The organism is Neolewinella aquimaris, assembly GCF_014197245.1.
Lineage (GTDB): Bacteria > Bacteroidota > Bacteroidia > Chitinophagales > Saprospiraceae > Neolewinella > Neolewinella aquimaris.
In genome coordinates, this window is sequence record NZ_JACIFF010000009.1 from 210,402 (window position 1) to 233,783 (window position 23,382).

Annotated in this window: 13 protein-coding genes; 6 read left to right on the forward strand and 7 right to left on the reverse strand. The window is 59.7% G+C overall.

From position 1 onward, the window contains the following. Positions 1 to 5: 5 nt before the first annotated feature. From GGR28_RS16655 to GGR28_RS16675, 5 genes are all read right to left on the reverse strand, one after another. On the reverse strand, positions 6 to 2,321 hold the full coding sequence (locus GGR28_RS16655) for a chondroitinase-B domain-containing protein (RefSeq protein WP_183496956.1): 2,316 nt from the start codon (positions 2,319 to 2,321) through the stop codon (positions 6 to 8). Positions 2,322 to 2,492: 171 nt separating this feature from the next. Further along, positions 2,493 to 4,889: an alpha-L-rhamnosidase-related protein gene (locus GGR28_RS16660; RefSeq protein WP_183496957.1), complete on the reverse strand. Its 2,397-nt coding sequence runs from the start codon at positions 4,887 to 4,889 to the stop codon at positions 2,493 to 2,495. Positions 4,890 to 4,952: 63 nt separating this feature from the next. Further along, positions 4,953 to 6,005, reverse strand: a complete 1,053-nt coding sequence (locus GGR28_RS16665) for a polysaccharide lyase family 7 protein (RefSeq protein ID WP_183496958.1) — start codon at positions 6,003 to 6,005, stop codon at positions 4,953 to 4,955. A 178-nt stretch (positions 6,006 to 6,183) separates the two neighbouring features. Then, a complete protein-coding gene (locus GGR28_RS16670; protein ID WP_183496959.1) occupies positions 6,184 to 6,618 on the reverse strand; it encodes a hypothetical protein in 435 nt (144 codons plus the stop codon). A gap of 296 nt (positions 6,619 to 6,914) precedes the next feature. After that, positions 6,915 to 7,934, reverse strand: coding sequence for a c-type cytochrome (locus tag GGR28_RS16675; RefSeq protein WP_183496960.1), 1,020 nt, complete (start codon positions 7,932 to 7,934; stop codon positions 6,915 to 6,917). A 279-nt stretch (positions 7,935 to 8,213) separates the two neighbouring features. Here GGR28_RS16675 and GGR28_RS16680 point away from each other — a divergent pair, with 279 nt between their 5' ends. From GGR28_RS16680 to GGR28_RS16705, 6 genes are all read left to right on the forward strand, one after another. Continuing rightward, the gene (locus GGR28_RS16680; protein ID WP_183496961.1) at positions 8,214 to 12,284 is read left to right on the forward strand and encodes a hybrid sensor histidine kinase/response regulator transcription factor; all 4,071 of its coding nucleotides are present in this window, start codon (positions 8,214 to 8,216) and stop codon (positions 12,282 to 12,284) included. 79 nt (positions 12,285 to 12,363) lie between these two features. After that, positions 12,364 to 13,755: a sulfatase family protein gene (locus GGR28_RS16685; protein WP_183496962.1), complete on the forward strand. Its 1,392-nt coding sequence runs from the start codon at positions 12,364 to 12,366 to the stop codon at positions 13,753 to 13,755. A 73-nt stretch (positions 13,756 to 13,828) separates the two neighbouring features. Further along, positions 13,829 to 16,876 (forward strand): SusC/RagA family TonB-linked outer membrane protein, encoded by a 3,048-nt coding sequence (locus tag GGR28_RS16690; RefSeq protein ID WP_183496963.1) that lies wholly within the window; start codon positions 13,829 to 13,831, stop codon positions 16,874 to 16,876. Between the two features lie 22 nt (positions 16,877 to 16,898). After that, positions 16,899 to 18,329 carry a RagB/SusD family nutrient uptake outer membrane protein gene (locus GGR28_RS16695; protein WP_183496964.1) on the forward strand — a complete coding sequence of 477 codons (1,431 nt, stop codon included), beginning with the start codon at positions 16,899 to 16,901 and terminating at the stop codon, positions 18,327 to 18,329. Next, positions 18,329 to 19,765, forward strand: a complete 1,437-nt coding sequence (locus tag GGR28_RS16700) for a sulfatase family protein (protein ID WP_183496965.1) — start codon at positions 18,329 to 18,331, stop codon at positions 19,763 to 19,765. Before GGR28_RS16695 ends, GGR28_RS16700 begins: the two co-directional genes overlap by 1 nt. A 73-nt stretch (positions 19,766 to 19,838) precedes the next feature. Continuing rightward, positions 19,839 to 21,437: a sulfatase family protein gene (locus GGR28_RS16705; protein WP_183496966.1), complete on the forward strand. Its 1,599-nt coding sequence runs from the start codon at positions 19,839 to 19,841 to the stop codon at positions 21,435 to 21,437. Between the two features lie 58 nt (positions 21,438 to 21,495). Here GGR28_RS16705 and GGR28_RS16710 read toward each other — a convergent pair whose 3' ends face one another. Together GGR28_RS16710 and GGR28_RS16715 are read right to left on the reverse strand one after the other, a co-directional pair. Beyond that, positions 21,496 to 22,545, reverse strand: coding sequence for a sialidase family protein (locus GGR28_RS16710; protein ID WP_183496967.1), 1,050 nt, complete (start codon positions 22,543 to 22,545; stop codon positions 21,496 to 21,498). 13 nt (positions 22,546 to 22,558) lie between these two features. After that, positions 22,559 to 23,311: an SDR family NAD(P)-dependent oxidoreductase gene (locus GGR28_RS16715; RefSeq protein ID WP_183496968.1), complete on the reverse strand. Its 753-nt coding sequence runs from the start codon at positions 23,309 to 23,311 to the stop codon at positions 22,559 to 22,561. Between the last annotated feature and the right edge of the window lie 71 nt (positions 23,312 to 23,382).

Here is a 23,382-nt window from a genome sequence, read left to right on the forward strand (position 1 = left end):
AGCGATCAGTAGAGCAGTTCCAGCTCCTGTTGCTGCTCCACCTCGATGCGCCCGGAGCGGATCACCGTATTGTCGCGGTGGTGGTTGTTCTTTTCCCCCCACAGGAGAGCGACCAGTTCTACCGGATTGTCGCGGAAGGTGTTGCCAACTAGGTGCACGTTAATGATGCCCCGCGTGCGGATGAGTACGCCACTCCCCTCCCCCGCGCCGCAGCCGGTGAAGGTGTTGCCGGTCAGGGTCAGCTGTCCGCCAATGGTCGATTCGTCGTAGCCGCCCCGGTAAAAATCGATCACATTACTTCTCACCCCGTCGAAGGTGCAGCCCTCGAAGGTTACCATCTCGGCGTTATAGTCGCCCTTCTCGTCCGCGGCCAGCACGAAGCCGTTCGCGCAGTTGCGGATCGTGGTATTGGTAAAGCGGAGGGAGTCAGCGAAGGAGCCACGGGAAGCCAGTAGGACGTGACCGAAATTTTCGATCTCGCAGTTGTCGACGGATAGCTTGTAGGCCGAGGCCATTCCCTCGTCGAGGGGGGCAAAGGCTAGCTGATTGTCCCCGCCGCTCAGGTGCAGATTCTCCAGGCGGATGTCTCCTCCGGGGTGCATTTCCAGGGCCGGAGTGTTATCCGCGCCGGTGTATACAAGGCGGACATCCCCCGGGCTCGCGGCGCGGAGGGTAATTTTCTTATCGATCCTCAGGGAAGCGTCAAGCGAGTACTCCCCTTCACCCAGTTCGATGACGTCCCCGGCGGCGGCCTGTCCGATTAGGTTTGCCAGCTCGCCGGCTGCCGGACTTGCCTGGTGCACGGTGGGTTCAGCAGCCACCTTCTCGGTAGAGTACCACGACGGACCGTACTGGCTTTTGTCGATACGAAAATCAGCCGCAGCCGCCAGGTCGCTGATGGCCCCGATGCGGTTTTTCTCGCCGCGGGAATTGCCGAACAGGTCGGTCTTGATCCGGTCGAAATCGAAGCCGGCGTACACTTCATTTAGGAGTTCGTCCTGTCCGTCGGCCGGCACGAGCAGCCAGTCGTTGACCTGCTTCATCTCGATGTCGGCACTACGGATGCCCTCGTATTCGGTATAGGCAGTGCCGTGGTTGTCGATCAGGTTGTTCTGGAAGCGAACGCCCGTGATGTCGTCGTGATTGAATACCGGCAGCGTATCCACTTCGGTGTTGTAGACGAGGTTATTGGCGATGGTCGTCCGGATGGGCGGGGCCGAGCGGATCTCGCTCTCCGGGAGGACGTCGGCGCTGGCCATATTCTGTCCGACGCCGATCTGCCAGGGGGAACGGCTGTCGATCCAGGTATTGTGGGCTACAACCACGTCCGTCACCTGCTTGTAGCGGTTCAGCGAGCTCTTGGGGATGCCGTTCATGATCGCCAGGGGGCTGCGGAATTGCTCCCCCCGGATCTTATAGAAGTAGTTGTTGGTGATCCAGTGACCGGTGTTCACCACCCGGACGCCGCCGTAGAAATCCGAATCATCCCCGCCGATGAAAATATTCCCGTCGACGGTGGTGTAGTTTGCGTGGCGCATGACCAGGGAGCCCTCGCATTTGTCGAAGATGTTGTGGGTGAAGAAATTGAAGTTCGTCTTATCGGAGATGATCTCTACCTCCCCGTTGCAGGCCTCGAAGTAGTTGTTCGACACGTTCACCCGGCCGGGGGTCATGGACGTTTCGCTGCCGCCCAGGCGGATCGTCTCCCCCCGGGGCCCACCCTTGCGGGGGCGCGGACCGAAGTAATTATTCACGATCTGGTGGTGATTGTCGGTGTGCTCGTTGCCGGCGTGGTAGACCATCAGCGTGGCCCCGTCGTTCGACTTCCCGGCGATGTAGCAGTGGTCCAGCTGATTGTGCTTGCCGTAAAATTCGATCCACGTATCGCTATCGTAGCGATTGGGCTGGGTAAATCCGTCGATCACGCAGTCGGTCACCCGGGTGTGAAAGGCCGTCGTGTCCCGCCCGATGCGGTACTGAATTACTCCCCCCTCGGGCGTGTAGCCGTTCCGGAAGTGTAGCCCGCTTACCACCAAATGCTCCCCGCCCAGGTGCAGGTAAGATTGTCCTTCCAGGTACACTTCGCCGGGCGTTTCGGCGCGCAGGGTGATGGGTGCTTCCTCCGTCCCCATGCCGTAAAAATTAATCCGTGCATCCTCCCAAACGCCGTTGGCCAGTACGATTTCAGTGCCCGGAGCGCTGCGGCCGATGGCATCGGTCAGTTCCTGCATATTCGCGACGGTAACATTTTCCGCCGTAGAGTTCTCTCCACAGGACAGCAATAGGAGCGCAAACCCGCAGCTCATCCATAAATATTTCATGCGATCGACTTTTCAAAAACCTTCCGTCCACAACGAGACAGCTAAAATTGGTCAACCATGAATTGGTTAACCAATTGTAAGGTAGCTGATCTTTTCCATTATTCCAATTTTGTGCAATTAATCTCTTCGGGCGACGGCGCGCGGGAGCAACGCACTCAGAAAAAGCTATATCTACAGGTTCACCCGATTGACCCCTGCGGCAAGCGGCGTAGTCCTTCCCTGCCACGTAAAGGTTCCCGTAACGCCTGCGGGCAGGGTGACGACGGCGGTTCCCGCATCGAGGTCGTAGTCGACCGAAATACTGCCCGCCGGATGGGGCATTTCCCCACTAATTTGCCGGATGCCGCCAAGGTGGGGCTCGATCCGTACGCTACGGAAATGTGGCGCGGCGCTGTCGATGCCCAGTACGGTGCGGTAGAATTCAATATTGGGACTCGATCCCCAGGCGTGGCAGTCGGAGCGGGCGCCCGCTACGTCGGAATCTTCCGCCCAGGTGGTCAGCCCCAGGTTAATATTGGTACGCCAGACGTCCAGCCAGCTGAGGTAGTCGTCGCCCAACCCCGCCTGCACCAGCGCCCGGTGGAGGTAATAGCGGAAGTAAATGGAAGCGGGGGCCAGATCCTCGTCTTCTAACAGATGCCTCGCTACCGATGCCAGGTCTCCCTCTGGCACGAGTCCGGCCAGGATGGCCAGGCTGTTGGCGTGTTGGGAATAAAGATCGTGTGCCCTGGTGTCGGCGAATAGTCCGCGACCGGCATCCCAGTAGCGGTCCCGGATGGTGGTCGCGAGCCGGTCGGCTTGTTCCCGGTACTGTTGCGCAAAGACCGCCATACCCAACTCCGCTTCCAGTTGGGTGGCGTTCTGGAGGGCGAGCAGCAGTTGGAGATCGAGCACGGCGGAGTGGCCGCCTTCGTCCATGGGGGGAATGCCGCGGGGCCAACCTTCCACCCAGTCGGTGAAGGACCAGTTGGGCAGGTTGCGCAGTGAGCCGTCGGCATCCTGAAATTTGCCGAAATAATCCAGGATTTGCCGCACCCCGAAGAGCTTGTCCTGTACGAAGGCCCGGTCGGTTCCGTACCACATGTAGTCGCGCAACATCCCGATGTACCACAGCGAAAAGGGTCCGATGATCTGCTTGATGTTGGTCGGGTAGCGGCTCGTGGTGATGCCCTCCGGCTGCCGGGAGTAGTGTATTAGGTTCAAAGCGTTCTTGACCAATCGGTCATCGCCGGTCTCGTAGAGGGAGACCATCGCCTGGATGCGCGTATCGCCGATGTACTGCAGCTGCTCCCAGTACGGACAGTCCATATAGGTATCCATGGCGCACATCCGGGCGGTGCGCCAGCCGATGTCGAGCAGGGTATCCATAACCGGGAGTGGACTACGTAAACTGGCCCGCCGTTCGAAGGGAAAGCCCACGGCTACGGCCGATATGTCTGCGATGGTGAGGGGATCGTCCGCGGTCGTGATCTCCACTTGCACGTAGCGGTACGTCCGGTAGGAAAGCGGGGTGAAGGTTTGCCCGGCCGTGCCGTCGGTGAATACGCTGTCCTGGCGACCCAGTATGCTTTTGCCCTCCACCTCGTCGCGGTTATTCTTGGTCCGCAGGTCAGCTTCGTAGAGGGCTTCGGCGTAAGTCAGTACCGTCGTTGCTCCTGCGCCCCCGCCCAGGGTAAGGGAAGGAAAGGCGTTGGTGAGGTACGACTGGTCGAGCAGCAGCCTAGCCGTCGTGCGGGCGGGAATCTGTAGGGGGGCACCTCCGGCCAGAAAATCGTCGGGTACGGTCACGCCCTCCGCCTGGCGCAGGGCCGCGAAGCGTTCCGGTGTGCGTTGCATCGGGGGCACCGGGGAGGACACCAATCGCCAGGGCTGGCGGGCGTCCATGCCGACCGTATTGCGCGGAACGCCGGGAGATACGGTCTGGGCCTTTTGCCAATCGGTATCGTCAAAGTCGGTGCTAGCCCACTTGTCGATTCGCTGAGCCATGTCCACGCGGTCGCCGGGCCCCGCCACGTAGTAGCCGTACATACCGATCATATCTGGCCGGGGTCCGTAGACGCTTACGGGCACCGGCCGGTAACTGCTGTCCTGGCGAGACACCCAGCTGTCGTCGGTGTTGATCGTAGCGGAAATTGGCGCGGTGCCCTGGACGATCAGACCGGTTCCGTAGGAAATCTGCGCTTCCTGACGAAAGTCGCCCGCGTTCCAGACCCGCACCGCTACGGTATTCGTGCCGGCGGTGAGGAAGGGGGATAGGTCCAACCGGTCGTAGTTCCAGTGATCGAGATCACCCTTCGCCGCGCCCCGGTTGACAAAGGTGCCGTTGACGTACAGTTCGTACTGGTTATCGGCCGTGATCAAGACCGGAAAGCTGTCGGGCATCCCGGCCAATTCCACTTCTTTACGGAACAGATAAATTCCGTAGCCCTGCGGGTCGGTTCCCGGTACCGTGATCCAGTGGGCGGGCCACATCTGGCGTTCCAGGTCCGGTTGCGGAGACTGGGCCGGTAGTGTGGGTAGGGTCAGCAGAAAAAAAGCGAGGATCGTCAGGAAATGGGGGTACGGCATACGGGAGCGCGGGTTGTTGGTACCCGTAAGTTAGCAGGTCGCCCGTTACCGTCGTACCCTCGTTCAGCGCGTCGGTGCCGTTCCCGGTCCGATGGAGGATTCCCGGAACCACACTTCGGTGTAGCTACCGTTGGCGTACTGTTTCGCTACGTCTCCGTCGTAGGTATCCGCTCCGGTACTCCAGACCCTATTCGTCCCGGGATCCCGGCCGTTGGTTTGGTTGTAGGCCCCCTGCTTAAAGAACTGCTGCTCTCCTGCGTAGGCCGTGGGGCGTTCGGTCCCGTCGCGACCGAGGCCGGCGTAGAGCGTCACAATCTGTTCGGGCATGTCTTCCTTATTCGCGTACTCCGATTCGAGGAGGCTTTTGGTGAAGGTTTTGGTTGGGTACCCTTCGCGCTCGAAGGTAAGGTACATCACTCCTTCGTGAACGTTGATCTCATACCGGAATTCTTCTCCCAGTGCAACGCCGTCTTCCGGTTCGGCCGGGTAAGTGTCCGGACCATCGCCCAGGGTCGACATATCGTAGCCCCAGATGGCCGTGGAATAATCCCACCGTTTATCATTGTCGCCTTCCGTGTTGATCTCGTAATTCCAGAAGACGGACCCCCGCTCGTGTCCCGGAAACTTCTTGTAAAAGATCTTGATCGGTTCGTTCTCGTGTCCGTCCCCGCTGTGAATTTGTCCCACGACGACCGAATACGATGCGGCCACCCGCGCGTCTCCGGTGGTGGAAACGTGCATCACCTTGAGGGTACCGCGCAGTTTACCTCCGGTTTCGGGCGTCCACCGTTCCTTCTGTCCCAGCTCGGTTCGGGTATTGTGGGAGTTGGGCGAAGTCACGCCGCCGTTCGGCGTTTTGAAGACGACCCAGTCGGTACTATCGTGGGCCGTATAGAAATATTCGGGATGCGCGAAATCCGTCAGGTCGCGGATCACTTCCCCGTCGCCGAGCATGATGCTCCACTGGTCGAGGGAGGGCAGAACGTCGCTCGGGTACGTTATCTCGTCCGGTTGGGATTCCGTTTCGGTCGACTCCGGGGTGCCGGTACAGCCGATGGCTAAGACAGCTAACGTGATGTAGATGAAGGCGTAAGCCGTTTTGTTTAATTGGTGCATGATGCGCAGTTTATGTCGAATTCCGCCGGCCATTGTTGGCCGCTCTAATGTCGGTGTCGGATAACCAAATTTTGGTTAACCAATTTCCAAGGTAGCGCATTTACCCGTTCCGAATAAAAAAAACGCAGCCCCGTACTTCTACGAGACTGCGTTTCTCAAGTCAGATTTGCCGAAAAGCTTACTCCTCGATCGGGGTAACGATCATGTTGGCCCGCTCTACGAGCGTCTCGATTTCGCTACGGTCGGTAACCTCGCCGGCGCGTACGCGGTCGGTTACGTCTTCCATTTCTTCAATCACGACTTTCAGCTCTTCGTGAGCTTCATCCTCCAGATTGACGCCCGCGGTTTCCAGTGCGGAGATGCCCATTCTCAGGTGGTCGGCCGCATCCGCGTAGTGGGCTTGGTCGAAGTCACTGAGGGCGATGTCGAAGTGGGAGGCAAGATCGGTTCCCGTTTCGACGCCCAGGGTGGTTTCGGGCGAAACGGGTTCGGTAGCCACCTCACCGCCGGGCATTACCTCCTGGTCGGTTCCGGTAGTTTCCTCGGTGGTTGTGGTGCCGTTGTCACAGGCAAAAGTCAGGCTGAGCAAGCCTGCGAGCAAAAGGTATTTCATGGAATAAAAATTAAGTGAATCGAACTACCGCGTGTATCCGACCGTCGGGGCTGAATGCTGACGCTCAGTTCACGGAATAGACTGAGTGACAAACACCGGGTCACAGATTTAGTCAAGATTTTTTTAAGAAAATTTTCACTTTTTCATTCCCTGCTTGGGCGGCGGTGCGCAGGTTCAAGGGCAACCCGCAAAAGCGAAGTTTCCGGGCATACGAATCGGGGGACCCGGCGGGGTTGATGGCTTGAATTCGGGACTAAATGTCCGCGGTGATAAAGTGCTTCCGTACCGGTCGGTGATTATTTCTTTCCTTCCTGCCGGACCACGGGATTGCGCGGTTGTGCCGGCGGGGCACCGAAATTTGTAATCCGCGATTCAACCGGCTCGAGCGTGCGCAGGTAGGCAAAGATCGCACGTAGGTCTTCTTCCTCCATCGCGGAGAACATTACCCAGGGCATGACAGTCTGGGGGTCACCCTCCATGATGGTGGGAGAGACGTAGCCGGTGTCCTGGTACTGCTTGAACCGTGCTACGAACTGATCTGCCGTCCAACTGCCGATTCCGGTTTCGTGGGGGGTGATGTTCGCCGAAAAGACGGTCGTACCGTTCGGCAGGGGAAACCGGAAGCCTCCGGAAAAGGGCTTACCCACGAATTCCCCGCCTTCCTGACGCGTGTGGCAGTCGATGCAACTCGCCGCCGTGACCAGGTACTCTCCGTAGGCTTCCTGGTCCGACGGGTCCGGGCGTTTGGTGAACTGCGGCTTGGCCGGGATGGTGTTCACGATCAGGTTCATCGGGAAATCGGACCGCGACGGTTCGGTTACGTGGTCGATAGGATCGAGGGAACGGAGGTAGGCAATGATCGACAGAATATCCTCCCGATCGAGCCTTCCGAAGGCATGGTAGGGCATAATGGGAAAAAGGGCCCGCCCCCCCTCGCCCACTCCGGAAGTAACGGCGCGGAAGATCTCGCCGTCTGTCCAGCTGCCCAGGTTCGCGGGGGTAAGGTTGCTGGCCACGTAGCGTCCGGGCAAGCCGATCTCGTGGTCAAATACTTCTCCGCCCATTCCAACGGAGTTCGGTATGACGGGAGCGGAGTACTTTGTCCAGTCGCGTTGGGAGTGGCAGTCCGTACAGGCCATGACGTGATTGGCCAGATATCTTCCCCTTTCCACGTTGGCGGGACTTCGGTCTACGGTGATTTCCGGCGTCGGGCCCACATCCGGCAGGGCTGTTTTGAGGTAGAGCACGGTCACTGCCGCGACCAGCAGGATACCTGCCACTAGGAACGCGACAAACTTTAGAATTTTGCTAGCCATGGCGATAGAAGTATGGGTGAGTAATGCATACCGGTCAAAGCCATCCTGGGGGGCGGATGGGCATCCTTAATGGTAAGTGTGCATGGGTTCCAGGCTACCGTCTTGTAATGGGGGTACTCCTAAAGTACGGCATTATGTGACAACACGCAATAGCTTTTACCCTGGATTTTTGCCCGCTGCGCAAGCGGTTGGTAGGTTGCTTGCTCCCGCGGCCCCGCCCCCGGAAACGGGCGAATTTGTATCTTCCCTACCCGGGTCAGCTCCCGGAACAGTCGTTGCATGCTACACATTTCCCGTCCAGTTAAGTGGCTCCTCCTGGTAGCCTGGTGCGTATTTGCCCCGCCGCTGAACGCTCAGTTTAGCAAGCAGATCCACTTCAAAAATATCTCAGTACGGGAGGGACTGTCCTACCCCCGGGTAACGTGCATCCTCCAGGACCGGAGCGGCTTTATGTGGGTCGGCACGGATCTGGGGCTCAACCGCTACGACGGCCGCCAGTTCACCATTTACCTCGCGGACGCTACGGACAGCACCCGTCTCTCCAACGACCAGATAACGGCGCTGTACGAGGACGAGCGGGACCGCCTATGGGTGGGAACGCTGGCGGGACTCAACGTATACGACCGGCGAACTTCCCGCTTCCAACGTTTCGCGCATCCGGTACTAGGTGAAGAATCCATCAAGGCGATCGCGGGCGACGGTAGTGGACGGGTATTCGTCATTACGGAACGGGTGTTGCTGCAACTGGACGAACGGCTGAAGGTGGTCCGAGAACTGAAGCTTGCCGGCCTGTCTTCCGAACCCGGAATGGACGCGATGACCGCGCTGCACGTGGATGCCGACGACCGGGTATGGATCAATACCAACGTGGGGCTGCGGCGGTACGATGCGGCGGCGGGGCGCATGAGCAATCCTCTGGCCGACGATTTTATCCGCGAACCGGGGGTAGTTGAATTCGTGTCCACGATCTACTTTGACTCGGCGCAACGCATCTGGGTGAGCGATCGGGGCAACGGTCTGCGGTACTACGACCCCGGCAGCCGCCACTGGACGGTAGTAGAGAACCTCAGTTCCCGCTTCATCAACGGCGTCATTGAAGACCGGGAGGGCCGGATATGGATCGGTACGGGGCGGAACGGGCTGAACATTCTGGACCCGGCGACGGGGGACGTCGACGTGATTCAGTACGGAGACCAGCCGGAGAGCAACTTCGTGACCAACTCCCTTTCCTGCATCTACGCGGACGATGCGGGAGGGGTGTGGATCGGCACCTTCACCAGTGGGTTGGAGTACTACTACCAGCACCAGATGCGGTACAACCTGTACTTTCCGAAGGGAGAAAATAACGGCATCAACAGCAACTACATCACTTCCTTCGCCCCCACGAAGAACAACGATCTCTGGGTAGGGGCCGGGGAAGAGGGACTCCTGTACTATGACCGGAGCGCGGACCGCTTCGAGAAATTTACGCCTACCGATTCCGATTCCCTGGATTTGGGACGCCGCAAGGAGAATAATTACATTATGAGCCTGTTGCTGACCGACGCGGAGGATCACCTGCTGATCGGCACGCTCACCGGTTTTTACGATTATCACCTCGCTACCGGGCGTTGGAACTATTTTCATCACGCCAACCGGGACAAGAAACTGCGCCCGGGGAGCCTGGTCAGCAACATTTTGCAGGACGGTCGAAAGATCTACCTCTCTAATCTGGACGGGCTGCAGCTATACGACCTCGACGACGGCAGTCTCGATACGTACCGGTTGCCGGACTCCACCACCATGGTGACCTCCCTGGTCCACAACGACAGCGTGGCGTACCTATCTACCCGCACCGGTGGTCTGTACGTCTTCTCCAAGCACGATCGCACCTTTCGCCACCACGCCTTCCCCCCGGAGCATCCACCGCTCACCGCCGTGACGTCCCTTTACCTCGACGCCCAGAATCGGCTGATCATCTGTTCGGATCACCAGGGGCAGATTCGCTACAGTCCTGACCTGACCGAGTACGAAATGCTGAGCGGCTTACCCCCGGACAAACATTTCACGGTGATGTCCATCTGTGAGGACCCTTCCGACGGGTACTGGCTGGCCACGAACCAGGGGCTTGTCCGCGTCGACGGGCAGTGGCGGGTGCGCAACATTCTCGATCACACCGAAGGGTTTCAGCCGACCTACTTCAACCGTAACGGCCTAGTGACCACGTCCCGGGGAGAAATCGTCGTCGGGGGAAACAGCGGGATGTATGCCTTCGACCCCGCAAACCTACACACGGCGCCCACACCCAACGCACAGGTGCACCTGACGGACTTTCTACTCCTGAACCGGTCGGCCGTGGAATCGGATGTTGCGGGCTTCCGGGTACCGGGTGAGCTGGCGTACATCGATGGGGTGCGCCTGCCGGTGTACCAAAACCTGATCACCTTCGAGTACACCGCGCTGGACTACCACAACCCGTCGCGGATGAATTACGCCTACCGTTTGCATCCCTACGAGGAAGACTGGAATTACGTGGGCAGCCGCAACTACGCGACCTACCGCGACCTGCCGGCCGGTGACTATACTTTCGAGGTGAAATACCGGGGGGCGAGGGCCGAGTTCGCGGGGCAAACGGCCAGTCTGGCGGTGCATTTGCCGCCCCGACCCTGGCAGAGCGGATGGGCGTACCTGGGATACGGGATTGTCCTCTTCCTGTTGGGCCGCCAGTTTTACTTGTTCCGCCGCCACCGCCGGCAGCTGCGGCAGGAGGTGGTCATGCAGCGTTTCGAGCGGGAAAAAATGGAGGAGTTGTATAACTTCAAGATTGACTTCTTTACCCAGATCACCCACGAGTTGCGGACGCCGTTGACGCTGATTATCGGTCCGCTGGAGGAGATCATCAGTCGTAGTAGTGGCGGCGGAGAGGGTCGACTCCTCCGGCTAATTCACCGCAACACCCATAAGCTGCTGCACCGGGTCAACCAGATTCTGGATTTTAGAAAAATAGAGCAATCGGATATGAAAGTATTTGGAAAGAAGGGCAACATCGTAGCCTTCGCCGAGGAAATCCTGTACGGTTTTCTGGGGATGGCGGAGGAGAAAGGCATTCGCCTCCACTTCGAGACAAACATGGAAAAGTATCCGTACGTGATCTTTGACCGGGACGTCATGGAAAAGATCGTGACGAACCTGGTGGCCAACGCCGTGAAATTCACCGATGCGGGGTCGGTCACACTGAAGGTCACGGAACCGGAAGATTCCCCCCACCCTGCCCATTACCACCTGCGGGTTACCGATACCGGCCGCGGCATCAAGCCGGAGAATCTGGACAAGGTCTTCACCACCTTCTTTCAGGAACAACGGGACGACAGTCGGGTAGGCTCGGGACTGGGATTACACATGGTGAAGCAACTGACCGTCCTCCACCGCGGATCGATCGAAGTTACGTCTACCCTGTACGAGGGCACGCAGTTTACGCTCAGCTTTCCGAAGGCCGACCTGGAGTTGATGCACGAAGATTCGCCGGAACCAAGGGTAAGCAATGTGCCAACGGAATTTGCCCCCATCCCGGAGCGGGAGCGGATTAGTACCGAAGTATCCGAGGGCAAGTTGCTCGTCGTAGACGACGAGCCCGACGTCCGGGAACTGATCGAAGAGATGTTCGCCGACCGCCACGAGGTGTTTACGGCGGAATCGGCCGAACGCGCCCTGGAACTCGCCCGCACCGCCATGCCCGACCTGATCATTTGCGACGTGATGATGCCGGGCATGGACGGCTACGCCTTTTGTACCGCGGCGAAGGCCGACTTCCTGCTGGGGCACATCCCCATCATTCTCCTAACCGCCCTGAACTCGACCGATCACGAAATAGAGGGGCTGCGCACGGGAGCAGACGCCTACGTAACCAAGCCCTTCCCTACCAGTCTGCTGCGCGCCCGGGTGGAAAACCTCCTTCGATCCAGAAAGCGACTGAAGCAAGCCTTCCTCCACTCTACCCTACTGGCCACCGATGACCTCGTGCTGAATCAGGCCGACCAGGCATTCATTGACCGGGTAGTCGAATACATCGACCAGCGGCTGGACGACGGCACCCTGGAAGTAGCGGACATTTCGGAGGAGCTGGGCATGTCCAACTCCACCTTTTACCGCAAGCTGAAGAGCCTGACGGACCTTAGCGGCAACGAATTCATCCGCACCATCCGGCTGAAGCGTTCCCTCGATCTGCTTCAGCGCACGGAGCTGAACATCTCCGAGATCGGGTACCGGGTGGGTTTTTCCGACCCGAAGTACTTCTCCACCTGCTTCAAGCGACTGTACCAGATGACGCCCACGGAATTCCAGGCTCGTCAGCGGGACAAAGCGACTCCGTGACCGATTTTTCAACGCATTTGACGAGAATGTAGAAGGGACCAGGGAGGTAGTCGGCCGATATTTGGAACAAAATACGGTCATGCTAATCCTACGCCAAATTACCTTCTTCTTGTTACTATCCGGTGTGCTGCTTGCCCAGGACCGCCCCCCGAACATCGTCGTCATCTTTACGGACGACCTGGGCTACGGTGACCTGAGCACCTTCGGTCACCCGACCATCCGCACCCCTCACCTGGACGAAATGGGCCGTCGCGGCGCCAAACTGACCAGCTTCTACGTCGGTGCCAATGTCTGTTCACCAAGCCGGGCGGCCCTCTTGACCGGACGCTTACCAATCCGCAGCGGCATGGTGGGCGAAAAACTCGGCGTGCTCTTCCCCTTTTCTACGGGTGGACTGCCGCAGGAAGAAGTAACGCTACCCGAAGCCCTGCGCGATGCCGGCTACGCCACCGGAATGGTCGGTAAATGGCACCTCGGACACCTTCCCGAATACCTGCCCACCCGCCACGGTTTCGACTACTACTATGGCATCCCCTACTCTAATGACATGCGGTCGAATTCGGATTCCGAGGGCCCGCTAAAGCAGTTGTACACCACCCTCCCCATGTTGGAGGGAGAGAAGGTGGTTGACGAGGATGTCGACCAGAGTCAGTTGACCATCGATTACACGGACCGGGTGCTCACCTACATCGACGAGCACCGGGACGAGCCCTTCTTCATGTACTACGCGCCGAACTTCCCCCACGTCCCCCTGTACGCCAGCGAAGACTTCGAAGGCAGCACCCGCCGCGGACTTTACGGCGACGTAGTAGAAGAACTTGACTGGAGCGTCGGCAAAGTGCTCGAACGGTTGCGGGAGCGCGGACTGGAGGAGAACACCATCGTCATCTTCACCAGCGACAACGGACCCTGGACCACCCAGCACGAGGAAGGCGGGTCCGCCGGACTGCTCCGCGGCGGCAAGGGCAGTTGTTGGGAAGGCGGCATGCGGGTACCCGCGGTGGTACAGTGGCCGGGAACGATCCCCGAAAATCAGATCATTCAGTCGCTGGGTACCACCATGGACCTGTACACCACCCTGATTAAGCTCGGCGGGGGCCAGGTACCTACGGATCGGACCATCGACGGCAACGATCTTCTACCGGTGTGGAAGGGCGAGCAGGAGGAAGCGACGGAAACCTTCTTTTACTACCACCTGAATCAACTGTACGCGGTGCGCTCCGGCCCCTGGAAGATGCACCTGAAGTCGGTAGAGTCGTACAGTAACGTCACCCAGTACACCCGTCCCCAGCTGTACAACCTGGAGCACGATCCGTCCGAGCAGTATGAGGTGAGTGCCGGGAACCGGGAGGTCGTTGCTCGATTACGCCAGCTGGTTGCCGACCACACGGAGGGGGTGGAGAAAGTCCCCTACATCTTCGACGAGATCGACGCCCCGGCCCGTACGCTGCTTACGCAACTGGGTTTTTAACTGGTGCTTCGTCGATTCCAGCAGCTTACTTTTTCTTGCTTCCACTAGGTTTTAAACTTAACAACTTTCGATCATGAAACCACTACTCAATGTATTCGCCTGCCTACTTCTATGCACGGCAACCACCCTGGCCCAGACGGTAAACGGCAACGTGACCGGTTCGGATGGCGAGCCGCTTATCGGGGCTACCATTATGGTAAAGGGTACCACTAGGGGTACCGTCACCGACTACAACGGAGATTTCACGCTCGACGAAGTGCCCGAAACCAGCACCCTGGTCTTCACCTACACGGGCTACTCCACCCAGGAAGTTCCGGCAACGGGCGACCTGAACATTGTCCTGGCGGAGGGAATCGCCATGGAAGAGGTCGTGGTGGTCGGCTACGGTACCGTAAAGAAGAGCGACCTGACGGGGGCGGTATCCTCCCTTAAGACGGAAGACCTCAACCCCGGTGCCAACGCCTCCGTCGACCAGATGATGCAGGGGCGGGCCGCGGGCGTGCAGATCAACCAGAGCAGTGCCGAACCCGGCGGCGGACTTTCCATCCGGGTACGGGGGGCCAGCTCCATCAATGCGGGCAACGAGCCGCTGTACGTGATCGACGGGTTTCCCATCGACAACAGCCCGAACCTCTCCTCCGGCGGGGCGGGCGGCATCGGCGCGAACGAAAGCCCCCGCAATCCGCTGAACTCCCTTAACCCCAATGACATCGCATCAATTGAAATCCTGAAAGATGCCTCGGCTACCGCGATTTACGGATCGCGGGGCGCCAACGGCGTCATCATCGTAACCACCAAGAAGGGTGCGGGCGAACAACTTACCGTAAGCTACAACGCCTACGCCGGCCTGCAAACCGTCGCCAAGGAACTCGACATTCTCTCCACCCAGGAGTACATCACCCTGATGAACGACCTCTCGGTGGCTCGCGGCCAGGATCCGGTGTTCAGTGCGGCTGACATAACGGCCATCGGCGCCGGCACGAACTGGCAGGACGAGGTCTACCGCAACGCGCCGGTGATGGACCACAACCTCTCCCTGAGCGGCCGGGCCGGCAGCACCTCGGTATACGCCTCCGTAAACTACTTCAACCAGCAGGGCGTCGTCGAGAATTCCGGTATCGAGAAGTACATCGGTCGCATCAATGTGGAATCCGAGCTCAGCGACCGGGTCGACGTGGGCATCAACATCAACACCAGTCTGGTCGAGGACAACAACAACATCGACGGCATCCAGACCAACGAGAACGCCGGCCCGATCTATTCCTCCCTGCTGTACGATCCGACGGAGCCCATCTTTGCCGCCGACGGCAGCTACAATCAGTCGACCAACCTTACCGTCAACAATCCGGTGGCCCTGATCCGGGGCGTGAACAGCGGCGGGCAAACTAATCGGACGCTGGGGAATGCCTTCGTATCCGTAGAAGCCCTCCCGAACCTCATAGCTAAGCTGAACTTTGGCACGGACCGGCAGACGACGCGCCGCGACATCTACAACACGCGCGCTACGTTCTACGGCGGACCGGCACGCGGCATCGCCAATATCTCGATGCTGGAGCGGTCGAGCACCCTGCTGGAGTACACGATGAACTACAACACCTCGATCAACGAGAACCACGTCTTCACCCTACTGGGCGGAGTAACCTATCAATGGTTTCAGAACAAACTCTTTGGGGGTAGCATCAGCGGGTTCCCGACCGACGAGATCGGCACCGGCAACCTCAGCCTCGGAGATACCAACACCGACGCCCTCGTGAGCGGGCGGGAGGAGAATACCCTTCTGTCCTACCTGGCCCGGGCCAACTACAACCTGTTCGACAAATTTCTCTTCACGGCCTCCATCCGGGCCGACGGCTCCTCCCGCTTCGGAGCGAACCAGAAGTACGGCTACTTTCCTTCCTTTGCCTTTGGCTACAAGTTGTCCGGCGAGCCCTTCGTCCCGGCCGTATTCGAGGAGCTCAAGCTGCGGGCGAGCTGGGGACAGACCGGCAACCAGGAAATCGGCAATTACGCCTCCCAGCTCACCTTCGGAACCGGACCGAGCGTCGTGTTCAACGGCAACGTCGAGGGCAGCGTGACGCCGCAGCGCATCGCAAACCCCGACCTACGCTGGGAGACGACCGAACAGTTCAACATCGGCATTGACGCCAGCATCCTCAACGGTCGCATTTACGGATCGGTAGACTACTTTCTCAAGAATACTAAGGACCTGCTCTTCAACCTGCCGCTGCCGCGCTCGTCCGGCTTCCAGTCGGTGCTGACAAATGTCGGGGAAGTCCGCAATCAGGGCTTCGAGTTTCTGGCCAATTCCGTCAACATTTCGACGCCTTCCTTTAAGTGGAAGTCTTCGCTCAATTTCTCGGCGATCAAAAATAAGGTGCTCGACCTTGGCCGGGCTTCCTCCATCGTCACCGGTAACATCCAGGCGGTGGGCAACACCGCGGTCATCCAGGTCGGTCAGCCGCTGGCCTCTTACTACGGCTACGTGGTGGAGGGCATCTTCCAGGAAGGTGACAACATCGCCGAATCGGCCCAGCCGAACGCCCAGCCCGGCTTCCCCATCTTCGAGGACCGGAACAACGACGGAGCCATTACGCCGGCGGACCAGACCATCATCGGCAGTCCGTTCCCCGACTTTTCCTACGGCGTATCGAACTCTTTCACCTTTCAGAACTGGCAGCTGGACATCTTCTTCCAGGGCCAGCAGGGTGCCGACCTGCTTAACATCAACGTGATCGAGAGCCTTTACCCGGCCAACTTCCGTCGGAACCGGCTGGCGGAGCAATCCCTCGACCGCTGGACCCCCCAGAACACCACTACCAAGTGGCCCTCCGGTGTGGACCCCAATGCTTACGGGGCGGGAAAGGTCAACACCCTCGTCCTGCAGGACGCTTCCTACTTCCGACTGAAAAACGTACAGCTGAGCTACACGGTCCCGCTGACCGGAGAGGGCATCCTGAACAGCCTGCGCCTGTACGTCACCGGGCAGAACCTCTTCACCATTACCGACTACATCGGCTTCGATCCCGAGGCGAACTCCTTCGGACGCAGCAACGTGCGGGTAGACTACAGCAGCTACCCGCTCGCCCGCACGTACATCGTAGGATTGAACGCTAGTTTCTGAAACCGGAATCAATAAATATATCATGAAAGCCATCTCCCACTATATCCTTGCCGTTTGCCTCTTCGGATTTGCTTCCTGTGAAGAACCCCTCAACGAGGAAATCTTCAGCGAACTGGCCCCGTCTACCCTCTTCACCTCCGAAAGCGGAATCGAAGCCGTGCTCAACTCGGCCTACGCTTACAGCCACCGCTCCGGCTTCCAGGAATCCTGGGCTCCTTACTACCTGCAGGGCATGACTTCCGGAGAAATCTACGGACGGGGCGGATCGATCGAATCCCTCTGGACCAGCCTGATCACCTTTACCTGGGACGCCAACCACGACCACATCCTGGCCATGTGGACGGTGTACTACAACGGCATTCGCGACGCCAACCTCGTGCTCGACAACCTGGACAACGACGCCTTCAGCGCCGACTTCCGCCAGCGCACCGCGGCCCAGGTGCACTTCCTCCGGGGATGGAACTACGGAGAGCTCTATAACCTCTTCGGGCCGGTGCCCCTCTATACCTCCTCCACCGACGACCCGCTACAACCCCGGGCTACCGAATCGGAAATGCGTGCCTTCATCGAAAACGAACTACTGCAGGCCATCGAAGGGCTGCCGGCCGAGCCCCTCGCCTACGGCAAGGCTACCCGGGGAGCGGCCATGGGCGTACTGACGAAATTTTACCTCAACACCCGGCAGTGGCAGGAGGCCGCCGATATGGCCAAACGCGTTATGGATAGCGGCGACTACGGTCTGGTAGAAGACTACGCCGATGTATTCGCCGTGGCCAACGAAGGCAACGAAGAGATGGTCTGGGCACTGCCAAAATCGGCCGTTTCCCCCAGCACCAGCCAGGGCATCAACGCGCTGCTCTTCCCCCCCGATTACCCGCGCCCGTACCCCAACAACGGCGTTTTTGCCGCCCGGACCTACCTCTACGACGACTTCGTGAACTCGTTCGGCGATACGGACACCCGCCGCGAGCTGATCGTGACCGAGTACACCAGTACGGCGTCGGGAGAAGTCGTAGTGGGACTCGGCAACGACCAATCGTTCCCCTACAAGTACGAATTCGATCCGAATTCAGTAGGATTCAACGCCGGAAACGATTTGCCGATGGTGCGCTACGCCGACATCCTGATCAGCCGGGCCGAAGCCCTGAACGAGCTGAACGGTCCCAGCCAGGAAGCGATCGATCTGGTAAATATGGTTCGCCAGCGGGCCGGTGCGGATCCCCTGCAGCTGGCCGATTACGACCAATCCTCCTTGCGCGATGCCATTCTGCGCGAGCGGGAGTGGGAGTTCTGGTTCGAATCGAAGCAGCGGGAGGACCAACGGCGCCACGATCGCTTCATCCCGCAGGCGCGTGCCCGGGGCCACAATGCGGAAGACTTCCGGGTACTGTTCCCCCTCCCCCAGGTAGAAATCGATGCAAACGGCCTGCTCGAGCAAAACCCCGGCTACTAATGAAGATCCTGCTCGCTTCCCTTCCTCGGTTCGGTCTCGCCGTGATTGCCCTGCTGCTGTCCCTAGCTCTACGGGGTCAAGCCGGAGAAAATCCGGAACGGCCACCAAATATCATCGTCGTCTTCGCCGACGATCTGGGCTACGGAGACCTGGGCGCGTACGGACATCCGACCATCCGTACCCCCCACCTCGACCGCATGGCCGCGGAGGGACAGAAGTGGACCAACTTCTACGTGGGGGCCAGCGTCTGCACACCAAGTCGGGCCGCTCTGATGACCGGTCGCTTACCGGTGCGGAGCGGAATGGTAAGCCGGGAGCGTCGGGTGCTCTACCCCTACTCCAAAAACGGACTGCCCGAATCCGAAATAACGATCGCCGATCAACTCAAATCCGCCGGCTACGCCACCGCCTGCGTTGGGAAGTGGCACCTGGGGCATAAGGAGCCCTACCTGCCCACCAACAACGGCTTCGACTACTACTTCGGCATTCCGTATTCCAACGATATGGACATTGTCGCCGACCTGGAAGCGGCCGGGGGGTACTGGAACTTCTTCACCTCCCCGGCCGGCGCGGAAACGGAGAGCTACAATGTGCCGCTGATGCGCAATACCGAGATCGTGGAGCGCCCCGCCGACCAGCACACCATCACCCGGCGGTACACGGAAGAGGCCATGGACTTTATCCGCGGACGGGGCGACGAACCGTTTTTTGTCTACCTGGCACATAATTTACCCCACATCCCCCTGTTTGCTTCGGAAGAATTTGAAGGAACCAGCCAGCGCGGAATTTACGGCGACGTGGTCGAAGAAATCGACGCCGGGATCGGCCGCATCCGGCAACTACTGGAGGAGGAAGGGCTCGCCAAAAATACCCTGATCGTCTTTACCTCGGACAACGGACCGTGGCTGCCCTTCGGCATCCAGGGCGGCAGCGCCGGACTCCTGCGCGAAGGCAAGGGAACCACCTGGGAGGGCGGCATGCGGGAACCCTGCATCTTCTGGGGGCCCGGAATGATCCGGCCGGGCGTAGTGACCGATCTGGGTACCACCATGGACCTGTTCACCACGTTCACCGCCCTGGCCGGCGTTCCGGAACCGGAGGACCGACCGATGGACGGACTGGACCTGGCCCCCGTCCTCTTCGGCGATGGCAGCAGTCCGCGCAATACGGTATTTTACTACCGCGGCGATGAGCTTTACGCCATCCGGGTGGGGGACTATAAGGCCCACTTCATCACCCAGGGCGCTTACGGCGGGGAAGAGCGTGCGGAGCACGACCCGCCCCTGCTCTATAACCTTAGCATGGACCCGTCCGAGCGCCACAACATTGCAGAAGCTCACCCGGAGGTCATTACGGAAATTCAGTCCGCCGTCGCCGAGCACCAACGCGAGCTTGTTAAGGGTAAAGATCAACTGATTGACCTGGACGAGCGCTAACTCTGCCTTTTGATTATTCCGGGTTTTCGCCCATTAGCTAACTTGACCCGCATTACTATTTCAACGTACCACTATGCTCGCGTTCCGTACCCTGCCCCCTTTGCTGCTCCTCCTTTTGCTCTGCTCCTGCGGCCCCGCCCCCGAAGACGAGGTGACGGGTAGTACGCCATCCGCCCGGCCGAACATTATCTTCATTATGTCGGACGATCACGCGCAGCGGGCCATCTCGGCCTACACCGACGAGCTGACGCAGACCCCGAACCTGGACCGAATTGCCGACGGCGGGATGCTCTTCCGCAACAGCTTCGTGACCAACTCGATTTGCGCGCCCAGCCGCGCTGCCATCCTGACCAGCAAGTACAGTCACCTCAACGGGAAGATCGACAACCTGAGTCCCTTCGACCCCGACCAGTGGACCTTCCCGGAGGCCCTCCACGACGCCGGCTACCGCACCTCACTGTTCGGCAAGCACCACCTTACCTACGTGCCCCACGGCCTCGACGAGTACCGGGCGCTGATCGGGCAGGGAGACTACTACAACCCCACGTTCATCCACAACGGCGACACCCTGGCACCTACGGAAGGCTACACCACCAGCCTGATCACCGACTACGCCCTCGAAGAACTCCAGCGCAACGCGGAGAGCGACCAGCCCTTCATGATGCTGTACTGGCACAAGGCTCCCCACCGCAACTGGATGCCCGATACCGGTGACCTGCCCGGCTTACTCGATAAGCGCTACCCCGAACCCTCCAATCTACGCGACGACTACGCCGGCCGGCCCGCCGCAGCCAACGCCGATATGCGCATCGCCGACATGTTCGTCAGCCAGGACCTCAAGGTGCTCAAGGAGTATGAGCCCAACGACCCCGGTACCGGAGGAGCGACCTTTTGGCCGGACGGCACGAAATACATGGCCGAGTACTTTTACCGGGAGATCGACCGCCTCACCCCTGCCCAGCGGGCCGCCTACGAACCCTTCCTCAAGCGGGTCGGCGAGGAGTGGCAGTCCGTCAAGGGCACGGACGAAGAGCTCGGCTGGCGCTACCAGCGCTACATGCAAGACTACCTGGCCAGCGTAAAGAGCGTCGACGACAACGTGGGCCGGGTGCTGGACTACCTCGAGGAGAGCGGACTGGCCGAGAACACCATCGTCATCTACACCAGCGACCAGGGCTTTTATCTGGGCGAGCACGGCTGGTACGACAAGCGATTCATGTACGAGGAAAGTCACCGCACCCCCCTCATGGTAAAGTACCCCGCACGCATCGCGGGCGGCACCACTTCGGACGCGCTGGTAATGAACATCGACCTGGCCCCCACCCTACTGGAGCTCGCCGGAGTCGCAGCACCCGCCGATCTGCAGGGTAACAGCCTGACGCCGCTGTTCAACGGTGTTACCCCCGACGACTGGCGCGACCACATCTATTACCGCTATTACCAGGAAATGAACAGCTTCCACCGGGTGGCCCGCCACGAGGGGGTCCGCGGCGATCGCTACAAGCTCATTCACTTCACCGAGCCGGGTTTCGAGGGCTACGAGCTCTACGACCTGCAGGAAGATCCCCAGGAGATGGAGAACCGGATCAATGACCCTGAACTGGTGGCGGAAAAGGAACGGTTGCAAACCGAACTGCGGGAGCTGCGCCAGGAGCTTAAAGTAACCGACTAGCGAGCCGCCATGACCCACTACGTGGAGGTTCCCATGGTGGGGACGCAGGTGCAGTGTGCTACCGTTTAGCCGGGGAAATCTGGAAGCTCGCGTGACGGATTATCCGGCGATCGAAGGTATATACCACGTGGATAGTTCCGTCGGTCGCCTGAATAATGGCCGGATAGCTGTACTCCCCTTCCGGGTGACGTTCCAGGTCGAAGAGCGGTTCCCACTGCCGGCCGTCGGCGGAGTATTCTACATCCAGCACATTACGTCCGTTCCACCAATTTTTGCCGCGGGGGAGGGGGTTATTGACCAGGAGGAAATCGCCGGTGTTCAGGGTAACGGCATCGACGCCTGAGTTTGAATTGGGGATGGCGAGGGTGTCCGCTTCCGTCCAGCTGTCTCCGCGGTCGTAGGACCAGCTACCTACCAGGCGGTCGTGCTTGCTCCGGCAGAGGATCTGTAGCGTATCGCCGCCGTGCTCCAGGAAGGTGGGTTGGATGATCTCGAACTCCCGCGGATTGGGTACGGCTACCGTTTCCCAGCGGTCGTCGGCTTCGTAATAGCGTTCGAGGTGGACGCGCCAAGCGTCGGTTGCGGGATCTTCCGTACTGCTGCCGCAGAGGAGGATGCCCGCTTCGGTTTCGATGGGTTTGTTACGGATGGGACCGAGAATGCCGTCCGGCAGGTACCGGGGGTCGCTCCAGTGCCGGCCGTCGTCGTCAGAAGTCAGCAGGGCGCCAAACCATTCCCGGGGGTTCTTGCCTACCTTATAGAACAAGTACAGCCGTCCGCGCGCGCTGCGGAAGAGCACCGGATTCCAGCACGGCAGGGTATCCCCGTCGGTGACGAGCGGCGCCACCAGTTGCCGGGGTCGGGACCACTCTTCTCCCTCCCGATCGCTGGCGTAGATGGCCACGTCCTTAGCCCCTTCCTGGGTGCCTCCGAACCAGGCGGCGAGGAGGTGGTCCGGTCCGAGCTCCACGATCGTCGACGCGTGACAGCTCGCCGTAACGGGCTCGTCGAAGATATCGGTCAGTACAACATCGGAGTAGGATGGAGATTGCGCGTGCATCAGGAAAGGCAGGAGCAGGAGTAAGAAAATAACGGCTTTCGGAGTCATCGGGGTGGAGAATTTATACGTAGATCATTTTGCGCAGCATGCCCCCGTCGATCACAAAATCCTGGCCGGTGATGAAGCCGCTCCGGTCCGAGAGCAGGTAGTGGATCATGGCGGCAATATCCTGGGGTACGCCGACTCGGCCGACGGGATGTTGGGCGTGGTCGGCGGGGCGGAGTTCGGCGGGTTGGCGCGCGCTTTCCTTCTGCCAGGGGGTCACGTCGATCCAGCCGGGGCTGACGCTGTTGACCCGCACTTCCGGACCGAGGCTTATGGCCATTGCCTGGGTAAGGGAGTGGACACCGCCCTTCGCGGCCGCGTAGGCCTCAATGTGTGGTTCGGCCATCATGCGGCGGACGGAAGACAGATTCACGATAGCACCGTGGCGGGGACGCAGGTGCGAAGCACAATATTTAGAGCAAAGAAACGCACCCGTCAGGTTGGTCCCGATCACCGCATTCCATTCCTCCAGCGAGAGCTCTTCCAGGGGTTTGTTGATTGCAAATCCCGCGTTGTTGACCAGATAATTTACGCCACCCCACCGTTCGGCTACTTTGGATACGGCCCGCCGTACCTCCTCTTCGCGCGCTACGTCGGTTTCCACGAACATGGCCTCGCCCAGTTGTTCGACTTCTGCCAGGGCTTCCCGGCCGGCTTCCGCGTCCCGTTCTAGGAGGGCAACGCGGTAATTTCGCTCGGCCAGGTAGCCGGCGGTGGCCCGGCCGATGCCCTGGCCCGCGCCGGTGATGATTACGATCGGTTTTTCCATGGGTGGTCCGCTTTTCCGGATGGAAGGGTAAAATAAACAATGGTATGGGTTCCGAGGCTGACGGTGCCGAA